This is a genomic window from Paenibacillus liaoningensis (assembly GCF_059609455.1).
In genome coordinates, this window is the sequence record NZ_JCAALU010000032.1 from 15,499 (window position 1) to 28,730 (window position 13,232).

General features: G+C 49.0%; 14 protein-coding genes. 12 read left to right on the plus strand and 2 right to left on the minus strand.

What is annotated here, in order from left to right; all coding sequences use genetic code 11:
• Positions 1-127: 127 nt before the first annotated feature.
• Entirely contained in the window at positions 128-334 is a 207-nt protein-coding gene (locus AC6B99_RS32275; protein ID WP_056043134.1) for a hypothetical protein, read from the plus strand.
• A 169-nt stretch (positions 335-503) separates the two neighbouring features.
• Positions 504-1,256 (plus strand): tRNA (guanosine(46)-N7)-methyltransferase TrmB, encoded by a 753-nt coding sequence (gene trmB / locus AC6B99_RS32280; protein WP_056043137.1) that lies wholly within the window; start codon positions 504-506, stop codon positions 1,254-1,256.
• Positions 1,257-1,321: 65 nt separating this feature from the next.
• Here the strand turns inward: trmB and AC6B99_RS32285 are convergent, their stop codons facing one another.
• Positions 1,322-1,882, minus strand: a complete 561-nt coding sequence (locus AC6B99_RS32285) for a phosphatase PAP2 family protein (RefSeq protein WP_494857646.1) — start codon at positions 1,880-1,882, stop codon at positions 1,322-1,324.
• Positions 1,883-2,073: 191 nt separating this feature from the next.
• Here AC6B99_RS32285 and AC6B99_RS32290 point away from each other — a divergent pair, with 191 nt between their 5' ends.
• The 6 genes from AC6B99_RS32290 to AC6B99_RS32315 all read left to right on the plus strand — a co-directional run bounded on the left by AC6B99_RS32290 (position 2,074) and on the right by AC6B99_RS32315 (position 6,914).
• On the plus strand, positions 2,074-3,255 hold the full coding sequence (locus AC6B99_RS32290) for a glycosyltransferase family 4 protein (RefSeq protein ID WP_496665083.1): 1,182 nt from the start codon (positions 2,074-2,076) through the stop codon (positions 3,253-3,255).
• Positions 3,256-3,594: 339 nt separating this feature from the next.
• Positions 3,595-4,833: a glycosyltransferase family 2 protein gene (locus AC6B99_RS32295; RefSeq protein WP_056043145.1), complete on the plus strand. Its 1,239-nt coding sequence runs from the start codon at positions 3,595-3,597 to the stop codon at positions 4,831-4,833.
• A 315-nt stretch (positions 4,834-5,148) separates the two neighbouring features.
• Positions 5,149-5,730: a translation initiation factor IF-3 gene (gene infC / locus AC6B99_RS32300; RefSeq protein WP_081419163.1), complete on the plus strand. Its 582-nt coding sequence runs from the start codon at positions 5,149-5,151 to the stop codon at positions 5,728-5,730.
• A 20-nt stretch (positions 5,731-5,750) separates the two neighbouring features.
• Positions 5,751-5,951, plus strand: a complete 201-nt coding sequence (rpmI, locus tag AC6B99_RS32305) for a 50S ribosomal protein L35 (protein WP_046232963.1) — start codon at positions 5,751-5,753, stop codon at positions 5,949-5,951.
• Positions 5,952-6,001: 50 nt separating this feature from the next.
• Entirely contained in the window at positions 6,002-6,361 is a 360-nt protein-coding gene (gene rplT / locus AC6B99_RS32310; RefSeq protein WP_046232964.1) for a 50S ribosomal protein L20, read from the plus strand.
• 193 nt (positions 6,362-6,554) lie between these two features.
• Positions 6,555-6,914 (plus strand): hypothetical protein, encoded by a 360-nt coding sequence (locus AC6B99_RS32315; RefSeq protein ID WP_056043147.1) that lies wholly within the window; start codon positions 6,555-6,557, stop codon positions 6,912-6,914.
• A 33-nt stretch (positions 6,915-6,947) separates the two neighbouring features.
• Here the strand turns inward: AC6B99_RS32315 and AC6B99_RS32320 are convergent, their stop codons facing one another.
• Complete coding sequence (locus AC6B99_RS32320) at positions 6,948-7,394, minus strand: GNAT family N-acetyltransferase (RefSeq protein WP_056043150.1); 447 nt, start codon at positions 7,392-7,394, stop codon at positions 6,948-6,950.
• Between the two features lie 508 nt (positions 7,395-7,902).
• Here AC6B99_RS32320 and ilvB point away from each other — a divergent pair.
• The 4 genes from ilvB (at position 7,903) to AC6B99_RS32340 (ending at position 13,183) form a co-directional block, all read left to right on the plus strand.
• Entirely contained in the window at positions 7,903-9,648 is a 1,746-nt protein-coding gene (gene ilvB / locus AC6B99_RS32325; RefSeq protein ID WP_496665084.1) for a biosynthetic-type acetolactate synthase large subunit, read from the plus strand.
• A complete protein-coding gene (ilvN, locus tag AC6B99_RS32330; protein ID WP_056043157.1) occupies positions 9,645-10,130 on the plus strand; it encodes an acetolactate synthase small subunit in 486 nt (161 codons plus the stop codon). The genes ilvB and ilvN overlap by 4 nt, the downstream gene beginning before the upstream one ends.
• Before the next feature lie 339 nt (positions 10,131-10,469).
• Positions 10,470-11,462, plus strand: coding sequence for a ketol-acid reductoisomerase (gene ilvC, locus AC6B99_RS32335; protein WP_056043160.1), 993 nt, complete (start codon positions 10,470-10,472; stop codon positions 11,460-11,462).
• Between the two features lie 176 nt (positions 11,463-11,638).
• Positions 11,639-13,183: a 2-isopropylmalate synthase gene (locus AC6B99_RS32340; RefSeq protein WP_496665085.1), complete on the plus strand. Its 1,545-nt coding sequence runs from the start codon at positions 11,639-11,641 to the stop codon at positions 13,181-13,183.
• Positions 13,184-13,232 lie beyond the last annotated feature (49 nt).

Here is a 13,232-nt window from a genome sequence, read left to right on the forward strand (position 1 = left end):
ATGATCTGTTATATTAAAAGTGTGAAATGGCAACAAAAAAACCTAACATAGCTAATTCGTAGCGATTGTCATACAATGTCGTTTGTCTGGAAATAATGAGTTATATTAAACGATGAGGTGATGTCTAATGAGCCAGCAAACTAGAATTCCACATGGCGATGAGAAAGTAACGGTAGAATTGACAGTTAAAGAGCTGATGGCGCTGAGCGGTGTCAGATTCCACAATAATCATCATGTTGAAGTATCTGCGCGCAAGAAGTTGAATGAAGCGCTGGAAGAAACTTATGAAATCGATAAATCCAGTGCTCCGATTGATTATCGCTTGCTGATCTGAGCTGCTCTATAATTAGTAGAAGAACCGCGGGGGCGGCCACCCTGCGGTTCTTTTTTTTGGCTATCGGCTTTACAAGAAGGGCGATCTTAGGCACAATAAGGACTAGCTTATATGCGGGAGTTGCCCACAATTCGGGCGCGCCCGCAATTAAATGGAGGATTCAAATACAATGCGATTAAGAGGAAGAAAAGGAATTCGTGAAAGCCTGGAGGCACAGCCTGAGCTTGTTGTTTTGGATGCTGCCCCGCTTAAAGGGAAATGGCGCGATTTTTTCGGCAATGATAACCCGATTTATGTGGAGCTTGGCATGGGCAAGGGCCGTTTCATCAGCCATATGAGCGCGCGCAATCCGCATATTAATTTTATTGGCGTAGATATGTATGATGAGCTGATTCGCCGTGCAGGCGAGAAGGCACATGCGATTTGGGCAGAGCAGGGAGTTAGCCATCCGCCTAATTTGGCGCTGCTGCGCGCGAATATCGAGCAGATCGAGACGATGTTTGAGCCGGGCGAGCTTGAGCGCATTCATCTGAATTTCAGCGATCCTTGGCCAAAAGCGAAGCATGCCCGCCGCAGGCTGACGCATCCGCGTTTTCTGGCGAAGTATGGTCAATTGCTGAACGAGCGCGGAGAAATTCATTTTAAGACCGATTCGATGTCGCTGTTTGAGTTCTCATTGAACAGCTTTACGGAGATGGAGCTTCAGCTTCGGAACATTTCCTTGCATTTGCATAAGGATGAGCCGCGCGAGGAGCTTGTATTTACTGAATATGAGATGAAATTTATGGACAAGGGCCAGCCGATCTACCGTCTGGAAGCTGTAATCGGCTCAGCGGCGCTGGCGAAATTCCGCGAAAACAAGCTGGCGAATGCCCAGCGTGAAGCGGAGCAAAGCGATCAGGACGAAGAAACAGAAGACTAGCCTTTCAAACCATTAATCAACGATCCCCGCAGTAAAAAAACGGGCAAAAGCCAAATACAGCTAGGTTACATGGTAGTAACCCAGCTGTATTGTACGGCGAATGCCGTGACCGTGCCTATAAATGCGCCGACAATAACGTCGGAAGGATAATGCAGCCCCAAGTACATCCTCGACCAGCCTACCGAAACGCCTATAACCGCAGCAATTGGGACGGTAATAACCAGCAGGACGCCGCTCGTAAGCACAATTGGGATGAGCCAGGCGAATATCGCTGTCGTATGTCCAGATGGGAATGACGAATCGACAAGCGGCTTGCGACTGGTGGTCAACCCCTCCAGCGCTTGATACGGGCGCAGCCTTTTGAACCAGCGTTTGACCACAAAAACGGGGAAATGGCTAATGACGACGGTTATGAAGCATTGCCAGCCTGTTGCGTTCCATGGTGATGGAGCGATCAAAGCAAATAGCAGAGAACTGGTCAGGGTAAACGTCGCACCACCCATATGTGTAATGACGCTGAGCCATTTTCCAAGCCAGCGGTGCAGGCGCTTATGTCCACGCCGGCTGTTCGCCCAGACAATGAGCTGCTGCTCGCGCACTCTCAGCCATCCTAACAATTGTTTCATTCAAATCCTCCTGTATAAGTGTGGCGGTTTTCCACTCTAAAGATAGTACCATGTTTTGAGCCCCTGTACGCATACAATTTGTAAAAATCCAGATTAATGTTCCGTTCATACTGTGTTGATTACCCGATAACATACCTTCCTTACAATAATAGCCGATAGCATTCAAGAGTAAAGGCGAAGGAGGCGTATGAATGAGACTCGCGCTTTTTACCGATACCTATGAGCCGGAACGAAATGGCGTTGCCCGTTCTCTTGGCCGCTGGAAAGCCTATTTGCAGCGCAGGGGGGTGGAGTGTCTGGTGCTGGCGCCGGAGCGCTCGATATTTGACTCCAAGGCTGCTATGCAGGCAAGCTCTGTAGAACGTTTTGCCAGCCTGCCGTTTTTTCTATACCCCGAGTGCCGTCTGGCGCTGCCGAATCCGCTGCATCTCCGCCATGCCCTGCATGAATTTAATCCCACCCTCATCCATGTAGCTACCCCATTCAACCTTGGCTTATGTGGCATTCATTATGCCCGCAAGCATCAAATTCCACTGATCGCATCGTATCACACCAATTTTGATCAATATTTGCCGTTTTATAATTTGCAATGGATGGTAAAGATGTTAAGTAGGTATATGGAATGGTTTCATCACGACTGTAAAAAGATATTTGTGCCTTCCACATCTACACTGCAGGACTTGACTAGGAAAGGATGGGGTGCGGAGCGGCTTTCGGTGTGGAGCCGGGGTATAGACACAAGCTTGTTTCATCCCGGGGTTAACCGGGAGCAATTGCTGGCGCAGCATGGCATAAAACATGAATGTTTTGTCGTTTTTTATGCAGGAAGGCTTGCTCCAGAGAAAGATGTCGAAACAGCAATTGAGGCTTTCTCCTTATTCCAAAAACAAACAAATGCACAGGTTAAGCTGGTGCTGGCTGGTGACGGTCCTTCGTCAGAGGCGCTGCAGCAGCAATGCGCAAGAAGCGGCGTAGCTGCAACCTTCCTTGGCTTTCAAACGTCAGAGGAGCTGCAGAGGTGGTACGCTGCTGCTGATCTTTTCCTCTTTCCGTCGGCGACGGAAACGTTCGGCAATGTTGTGCTTGAGGCGATGGCATGCGGCACACCTGTCCTTTGTGCGAACAAGGGCGGCGTGCTTGATTCCGTCTCCCACGGACTAAACGGAGTGTTATGCGAGGCGGGAAGCCCGGCAAGCTTTGCTGCTGCACTTGCGCTTCTGCACGAGCATGAGGAATGCAGAAGAAGTTTGGGCATTAGCGCAAGATTGTTCAGTCTTCGTAAGTCTTGGGATGCAATTTTTGATGGGCTTCTCGCGGAATGCGAGCGGCAATCCGCAAAGGGGCGTTCACCAGTCAGTCACATTATGAGATAAATTTAACGGAAACATTTTCGCGTTTTTTATCGTAAGTAAGGACAGAAGTGCTAAAAATTCAGCAAATGGATGAAAATAAGGGTGACGCGCCGCAAAAGGAGGTAATGCAGTCATTGGTTAACCATGGTAGCGCTTTTCCGGCTGGAAAACGCTCAATTGAGCTTTTGACAAAAGGAAGCAATGTGTGGAGAATCAAGTAAGGTCAGGGACGCTTTCAGAAAAGCGCCCGTAAACAAGAGAGATATAAAATAACCGCCTGAACGATGAACGCATGCTTGGTCGGCTGCGCCAATCAATTTGGCAAATCAAAAAAAGGGGTCTCAAGGGGGCAGTACCTAAATGTTCAATTCGATTATGTTTGTTGTGCAAATTTTATTTGCAGTGCTTGGCCTGTATCAATTGTTTCTGACGTTTTTTGGATGGCATCGCAAAAAAGAGGATTTGTCGCATAAGCCGCAAAAGTCTTTCGCTTTGCTAATCGCCGCTCATAACGAAGAGCAAGTAGTTGGAGCTTTAATCGAGAATTTGCAAAAAATGAAATACCCGCGCGAGCTGTACGATATTTTCGTCATCTGCGACAACTGCACCGACGGAACAGTCGATGTTGTAAAAAGCTATGACGGCGTATATGCCTGCGTAAGAGAAAATCCGAACCAACGCGGTAAAGGCTTCGCGGTGGAATGGATGCTTAAAGAGCTGTGGCAAATGCCGCGCAGCTATGATGGCGTTGCGATTTTCGATGCTGACAATCTCGTGGCAACGGACTTCCTGCAATATATGAACAATGATCTGTGCAATGGCTTCCAGGTTGTACAAGGTTATCTGGATACGAAAAACCCGAATGACTCTTGGGTCAGCTCGGCGAATGCAATCAACTATTGGTTCTGTAACCGTCTATGGCAGCTGCCACGTACGAACCTGGGGCTTGCGAACTTCCTCGGCGGTACGGGCATGGTGTTCGATTCCAAGCTGCTGCAGGAAATGGGCTGGGGAGCTACGAGCCTTGTCGAGGATTTGGAATTTACCGTTCGCTGCATTAAGCGGGGCATTTACCCGAAATTCAACTTTGAAGCTAAAGTATTCGACGAAAAGCCGATTACGTTTCAGGCTTCTGCCCGCCAGCGCCTGCGCTGGATGCAAGGCCATTTTGATGTAACGCGCAAGCATATGCTACCGCTGTTGTGGCAGGGCATCAAGGATCGCAGCTGGACAAAGATCGACGCTGCGCTGTATGTCTTTAATGCTTACAATTATCTCGCGGGCTTCTGTATAGCCGCTATCGTTTGGGGCGACATCTTCCTGTCGGGAGGAGAACGGGTAACATCCGTGTACAATATGCTGCCGATTTGGGTGTCTATCCCTTATATGCTTTACATTTTCATTCAAATTCCGTTGTCTATGCATTTGGCTAAAGTCAACTGGAAGCTGTACCTGCGCATTCCGACGTTTTTGCTTTTCACCCTGTCATGGTGGCCAATTACGGTTCATGCCTTCTTTACACAAAACAACAAGAAGTGGAGCCATACGCAGCATACTCGCGTCATCCGCTTGGAGGAAGTACAGAGCAAGCAGCTTTAAAGATGAATTTGTGAATAAGCTGCCGCGACGCCGACGGATCATTGTTTCAGCTTTAGCTGCTCTTGAACAATGATTTCGTCTGCTGCGCGCGGTTACCCACATTTTGATTTTAAAAGTGTTGACACTGAACTTTCGGTTGTGATATAGTAAGTCGGTAGTGTTTAGGAAACAATTTATGAAATACTGTAACGCACAAGCAGAAGCACCCGCTTCTCACCTTTCGGCTCGCGCTGACCGGTTTGCGATAATCGACTAAGCTTATCTTTTGTGTCTCCTTGTGGGATGTAGGGAATAGCAGCAAACAACGGTTATGGGATGCGGGTTCAATTGAGCCTGTATCCCTTTTATTATGCAAGTATACTCTTTTGGAGGTGGCACGTTATTAGCAGAGAACATCAAATCAATGATGAAATCCGGGCCAGAGAAGTACGTTTAGTTGGTGCGGAAGGCGAGCAAATCGGTATTAAACCCATTCGTGATGCCTTGCAAATGGCCATAGACTTAAACCTGGATCTGGTGAACGTAGCGCCGACGGCTAAACCGCCGGTATGCCGGATTATGGATTACGGTAAATTCCGCTATGAGCAGCAAAAGAAAGAAAAAGAAGCCCGGAAAAACCAAAAGATCGTTGATCTTAAGGAAGTTTGGTTCCGTGCAAACATTGATGAGCACGATTATCAAACGAAATACCGCAATGTTGTAAAGTTTTTGGGTGAAGGCGATAAAGTTAAAGCTTCTGTCCGGTTCCGCGGTCGTGAAATTGCGCACGCGTCGCTTGGTCAAAAGATCTTGGATCGTCTCGCTCAAGAGGTTGCCGAAATATGCAGCGTAGAACGCGCTCCTAAGCTGGAAGGCCGGAGCATGATTATGATTTTGGCACCAAAAAGCAACACTTAATTTAAGGGAGGATAATTGACATGCCTAAAATGAAAACACACAGCAGTCTGAAAGACCGTTTCAAAATTACGGGTACTGGTAAAGTAAAGCGTTATAAAGCTTACAAAAACCACTTGCTTTCCCACAAATCCGGACGCCAGAAGCGCGTTCTTGCTGGTCAACCACTGATGGCTGCTGGCGACGTTAAACGCCTGCAACAAGGTCTTAACAATCTTAAATAAGCACATTTTGCAATAAATACTAATTAGAAACTTTCAGGAGGTCAACACTCATGGCAAGAGTTAAAGGCGGATTTGTCCGCACTCGTCGTCGCAAAAGAATTTTGAAACTGGCAAAAGGTTATTTCGGTTCGAAGCATCGCCTGTTTAAAACAGCGAAGGAGCAAGTAGGCAAGTCCTTAATGTATGCTTACCGCGACCGTCGCAACAAAAAACGTGACATCCGCAGACTGTGGATCGTTCGTATCAATGCAGCAGCTCGTATCAACGGACTGTCGTACAGCAAATTCATGTACGGTTTGAAACTTGCTGGCGTTGAAGTAAACCGCAAAATCCTTGCTGACTTGGCTGTTAACGATATTGCTTCGTTCAACTCCCTTGCTGGCGTGGCTAAACAAAAAATCAACGCTTAGTAACTGAAGCGTTATAGATGAGGCTGTCCCTTAGGGGGCAGCCTCATTATGATTTCTATGACTTTTTTCATTTCTGGTTCCGACTGGAGTGGCGTACATTTTAGCGTCCAATTCCGGCAGCAGAGGACAAACAAACAGGCGGCTACCTCTTTCCTGAATAAACTAAAGCACAACGGGAAAGGAGGGATTTTGCATGGGTAACATTACCAAAGAGCAGGCGCGTAAGCTCGCGGGCAAATCCATCTATGCAGTGCGCAAGGACGGCTCTGTCGTCACGGGCAAGCTCGTTCGCATCCAGGGCAACAAGCTGACGCTTGCACCAATTGGCAAGGACAAGGGCAAGTCGGTCAAAACAAAAGCGCTGCTGCCCCTAGTTTTGTTTGATTTGCTGGCAATCGGTACGCTTCCATTCTTCGGAGCTGGCTTCGGCGGCGGCTATGGAGGCGGCTACGGTGGAGGATATGGCGGTGGTTACGGAGGCGGATATGGTGGCGGCTACGGCGGAGGCCAATGCTGTCAGAACCAAGGCTACAACTACGGCGGCTACTACTAAGTATTTAGCGGCATAGGGCTGCTGATTTCAGCCTCAACTAAGCCCTTTAATCATTTCGTAGCAGCGAAGCTCGGGATAATATCGAATCGCTTGATATCCGAGCTTCGTATAAAAATGGCGGGCCTTGTCGTTGATTTGATCGACGAACAGGCGGCCCATCGTACAGGAAGCTGCCAAGCCATAGGCTTCGGCTGCTGCCATCAGCTTTGTGCCGCAATGGCGGTTGCGATGCTCGGGGTGTACGGCAAGCATGGAGAACATCAAAATGTCGTGGGCTTTTTCAAAATGAATAAAGCCATAGGGCGTGGCTGTTTTTCCTGCTGCCGCAACATAGGTTACGCCGCGGCGAAGGCGCAGGGGCAGCTCGCGTATAACTGTGGCATCATGTTGATGAGTCGTCCATGAGAGTGGCATAAGCTCTGACTTGATGAGCCTGATGATTTCTTCATCGTCGGTACGGGCGTTGCGCTCTCGTATCATTAGGATCATTCCTGACTGCATGAGTTTGCCGAATGCTGGCTATTCTAATATATGAAGCGGGGCTTTGCCGCGCGCCCTATTTTTGCTAAAATGCTGTTGCGGTTTCTTCTTGACTAACGAATGATGTCAGCTTATAATAAAGAAAGTCTTATTCAAACATATGTCATCAGCAATGATGAGGACGAAGTGTTAAGGGCTCTTTTGTTCAGAGAGCGGATGGATCAGCTGCAACCATCGCCAAAACCCCTTTTCTACGAGCTCACCTCGGAGCTGTTTTCCTGAAAAGCACGTCAAGTGGTTATTAGGGAAAATCGCAGGGCACGCGTTACAGTGCTAAAGGTATGGACGGTCAGTGCGCACACGTTCTTACCTGTGGAGGTTATACATCGCAAGATGTGTAACGAATTTGGGTGGTACCACGGAAGTTAAACCTTTCGTCCCTCGATGCTTCTTCTAGAAGCAGGAGGAGCGAAAGGTTTTTTTGTTGTTTTCGAGAGGAGGATGACCGATGGTCACGCAAAATGCAACACTGAAGTCAAAAGAAGAATTAATGGAGAAGCTGAGGCAGCCAGAAGTAATTACGGGTTCTGAAATTTTACTTCGCAGCTTGGTGCTGGAAGGCGTCGATTGCGTATTCGGGTATCCGGGTGGCGCAGTGTTGTACATTTACGATGCGATGCACGGTTTCTCTGATTTCAACCACGTGCTTACCCGCCATGAGCAAGGCGCAATTCACGCAGCCGATGGTTATGCTCGCGCAAGCGGCAAAGTAGGGGTTTGTATTGCAACCTCCGGCCCTGGTGCGACAAACCTGGTAACGGGCATTGCTACCGCTTATATGGATTCGGTTCCGTTGGTTGTCATTACCGGTAATGTCATCTCGAGCCTGATTGGAACCGATGCGTTCCAAGAAGCTGATATTACAGGCATTACAATGCCAATTACGAAGCACAGCTATCTGGTACGGGATGTCAATGATTTGGCCCGTACGATTCATGAAGCATTCCATATTGCTAATACAGGACGCAAGGGACCTGTTCTAATTGATATACCGAAAGACATTTCCGCTAACAAAACGCTGTTCAAGCCGGTAACGGAAGTCAGCATTCGCGGATATAACCCAACTGTATCGCCGAACAAGCTGCAGGTGGACAAAATGATTAAAGCGATCACGGAAGCGGAGCGTCCGCTAATTCTTGCAGGCGGCGGCGTTATTTACTCCGGCGCGCATGAAGAGCTGCATGAATTCGTGAAGAAAACCGATATTCCGATTACGACAACGCTGCTCGGTCTTGGGGCATTCCCAAGCGGAGATGACTTGTTCCTCGGCATGCCGGGTATGCACGGCACGTATACAGCGAACAAATCGATTCAGAAGGCAGATTTGCTGATCAATATCGGCGCGCGGTTTGATGACCGAGTAACGGGCAAGCTGTCTGGGTTTGCACCGCATGCGAAGATCATTCATATCGATATCGATCCTGCCGAAATCGGCAAAAACGTGCCAACTGACATTCCGATTGTAGGCGATGTGAAGACGGTGCTGCAAATTGCGAATTTGCAAGCCAAGCGTGCAGATAAAGCAGATGCATGGCGTGCGGAGCTGCTGGCTTCGAAAGCGCAATATCCGTTCAGATACAAGGATTCGGAAGATGAGCTGAAGCCGCAATGGGTCGTGGAAATGCTGCATGAGACGACGAATGGCGATGCCATTGTAACGACAGACGTTGGCCAGCATCAAATGTGGGCAGCGCAGTTCTACAAGTTCAACAAGCCGCGCTCGTGGGTAACCTCTGGCGGACTTGGAACGATGGGCTTTGGTTTCCCATCGGCAATCGGCGCTCAAATGGCGAACCCTGACCGCCTTGTTATTTCAATCAACGGCGATGGCGGCATGCAGATGTGTGCGCAGGAGCTGGCGATTTGTGCAATCAACAACATTCCGGTCAAGGTTGTTATTTTGAACAATCAGGTGCTAGGAATGGTGCGCCAGTGGCAGGAGCTGATTTACGATAATCGCTACAGCCACATTGACCTTTCGGGCAGCCCGGACTTTGTGAAGCTGGCGGAAGCATATGGTGTGAAAGGCTTCCGCGCGACGAACAAGGAAGAAGCAAAAGCAGTATGGGAAGAGGCAATGAATCACCCTGGTCCTGCAGTTGTGGAGTTTGTCGTTCGCAAAGAAGAAAATGTATACCCGATGGTCGCACAAGGTAGCACGATCGACGAAATGATCATGGGGGATGCGGAATGAAGAAACATACAATCGCAGTAATCGTTAACGACCAGCCTGGCGTTTTGCAGCGTGTGTCCGGTTTGTTCGGCCGCCGCGGCTTCAATATTGAGAGCATCACAGTGGGGACGAGCGAAGAGGTTGGCCTGTCCCGCATGGTCATCGTCACAACAGGCGATGAGCAGACGCTTGAGCAGATTACGAAGCAGCTTTATAAGCTTATTGATGTAATCAAAGTCATTCATCTTAGCTCGAACCCTATTGTTGCCCGCGAGCTGGCGCTTATTAAAGTAAGCGCCGAGCCAGCGGTGCGTCCGGAAATTTTCGGCGTAGTCGAAACATTCCGCGCAGCAGTTGTAGACATCGGCACTCATTCCGTTATGGTACAGGTTGTTGGCGATACCGAGAAAATCGACGCAATGGTTGAATTGCTGACGCCCTATGGTATTCGCGAGCTGTCCCGTACCGGTGTAACGGCGCTGAACCGCGGCAACAGCCGCTAACGTTCGATCGCAAGCTTTTTTTCGAATTCTAAGAAAGTATAAGTTTCATCCTTATATCCGCTTAGAATTCTAGGGCAAAGCTCTTCGCACGTTCCAGAAGGACGACGAAGTCGTTTTTGCTTGAAATATAGGAAAGTATATGATTTCGTCATACTTTCTCTATATTTCTCGGACTGAAACGCGCCGCGCCGCCAAAGGACGGCGACAGCCGTCTCACCTTGAAAATATGGATTTACCCCGCTTTGAGCGGGAGTTTAAGCGGAGAACCGCGGCTATTCGCGTCATTCTCTACTTAAACACCCGTTCAAAAGGGTCAAAATAAAGGAGGCAATTATTCACATGGCAGTTACATTGTATTATGAAAAAGACGCTGATCAAAGCGTACTTCAAGGTAAAACGATCGCAGTAATCGGTTACGGAAGCCAAGGCCACGCACAAGCGCAAAACCTTCGCGACAGCGGACTTAAAGTTATCATCGGTCTTCGACCTGGTAAATCCGCTGACACAGCTAAAAAAGACGGTTTCGAAGTATTGACCGTTGCTGAAGCAACTAAAGTAGCAGACGTTGTTCAAATCCTGCTGCCTGACGAAACACAAGCACAAGTATACAACGAGGAAATCGCACCGAACCTGAAAAAAGGCGCGGCTCTGATGTTCTCCCACGGCTTCAACATTCACTTTGGCCAAATCAAGCCAAGCAAAGATACAGACGTATTCCTGGTTGCTCCTAAATCGCCAGGCCACATGGTTCGCCGTACGTATGAAGAAGGCTTTGGCGTACCGGGCTTGATCGCAATCGAGCAAGATGCTTCCGGCAACGCAAAAGCAATCGGTCTTGCTTATGCTAAAGGTATCGGCTGTACTCGTGCAGGCGTTATCGAAACAACTTTCAAAGAAGAAACAGAAACCGATCTTTTCGGTGAGCAAGCAGTTCTTTGCGGCGGCGCATCCGCGCTTGTACAAGCTGGTTTTGAAACGCTTGTTGAAGCTGGCTATGCTCCAGAAATGGCTTACTTCGAGTGCTTGCACGAGCTGAAGCTGATCGTTGACATGATGTACGAAGGCGGCATCTCCTCGATGCGCGATTCCATCTCCAACACAGCTGAATACGGCGACTATGTAACGGGTCCTCGCATTGTAACAGCTGAAACGAAAAAAGAAATGAAGCGCGTATTGGAAGATATCCAATCCGGCCGTTTCGCTCGCGATTTCATCCTGGAAAACAAATCAGGACAAGCGATGATGAACGCTACTCGCCGCAACGAGGCAGCTCATCCAATCGAGCAAACAGGCAAGCAGCTTCGTGAGCTTATGCACTGGATCAAGAAGTAATATTTTTTAACTAGGGCGTATCTTCAAATAGGTGTTTAACCTTGCGGGGATGCGCCCCCATAGCATGAAGCGATGAAGAAATAATCCCGGTTCACCGGCGGATGAGCTGCGCGCAGGCGCAGTCTTAGAGCTGTCCGTGCGTACCGGGATCATTCTGTTCCCGGAGGTGCAAGGAAATGCGTAAAATTTATATTTTTGACACAACATTGCGTGATGGGGAGCAGTCTCCAGGCGTCAACCTGAACACGAAGGAAAAGGTGGAAATCGCCCTCCAACTGGAAAAGCTGGGTGTGGATCGGATTGAAGCTGGTTTTCCTGCGGCATCTCCCGGCGATTTGGCAGCGGTTAATGCGGTAGCGACAGCTATCAAAAATGCAACGATTATCGGCCTGTCGCGCTCGCGCGAGCAGGATATTGACGCGGTGCGTGAAGCGCTTAAAGGCGCGCAGGACCCGTGCATCCATCTATTCCTGGCGACAAGCCCAATTCACCGCAAGCACAAGCTGCGGATGGAGAAGGAGCAAGTGCTGGAAACAGCAGAGCGCGCTATTCGTTATGCGAAGAAATATTTTGATAAAGTCGAATTCTCGCCTGAAGATGCTGGGCGCACAGAGCTTGATTTCCTTTGCGAAGTAACGGATATGGCGATTCGCGCGGGAGCGACAGTCGTTAATATTCCGGATACCGTCGGTTATTTGAATCCGCAGGAATTCGGCAACATCTTCAAAACGCTGAAGCAAAACGTTCCGAACATCGAAACGATCCAGCTCAGCGCGCATTGCCATGATGATCTGGGCATGGCAACAGCCAATGCACTGTCTGCTATACTTAACGGCGCAGATCAAGTAGAGGGTACGATTAACGGTATCGGCGAACGCGCCGGAAACACGGCAATCGAGGAAATTGCCCTTGCGCTTGCGACGCGTGCCGATTATTTCGGCGCAACGACGACGCTGAACCTGAAAGAAATTGCCAAGACGAGCCGCCTGGTCAGCAAGCTGACAGGCATGGTGGTGCCAGGCAATAAAGCGATTGTGGGCGCCAACGCCTTCGCGCATGAGTCCGGCATTCATCAGGATGGCATGCTCAAGGAAAAAACGACGTATGAAATCATTTCGCCCGATACCATCGGTTTGAAAGAGTCTTCGCTCGTACTTGGCAAGCACTCCGGTCGTCACGCATTCCGCGAGAAGCTGATCGACATGGGCTATGAGCTGGATGAAGAAGCGGTTAACGTGGCCTTCTCCAAGTTCAAAAACTTGGCTGACCGCAAAAAGAATGTCACCGACGAAGATATTCGTGCCTTTCTGGAAGAAAAGCTCGTGGACACGCCGGAAGTATTTACGCTTGAGACAATTCAAGTGAGCTACGGTAACCAATCAACGCCTAGCGCTTCGGTTATTATCCGCCAAGCGGATGGAAGCGTTAGCGAAGGAACAGCGGAAGGCAATGGCTCTGTTGACGCGATTTACAATGCGATCGATAAAGTGACTTCTGAAGCTGTAGAGCTTGAGGATTATTCGATTAAATCAGTATCCCAAGGCAAGGATGCGCTTGGCGAGGTGCATGTTGTACTGAACCAAAATGAAGTATCTGCGCAGGGCCGCGGCCTTAGCACCGATATTTTGGAAGCGAGCGCACGCGCCTACATCGATGCGCTCAACCGCCTAATTGAGAAACGCAAATCGCCAGGACGTCGCGATAAAATGAGCTTGATTTAGTTAGCTTAGGGGGAGCGGAAGCTCCTCCTTTATTACGTTCTGCCGAGCC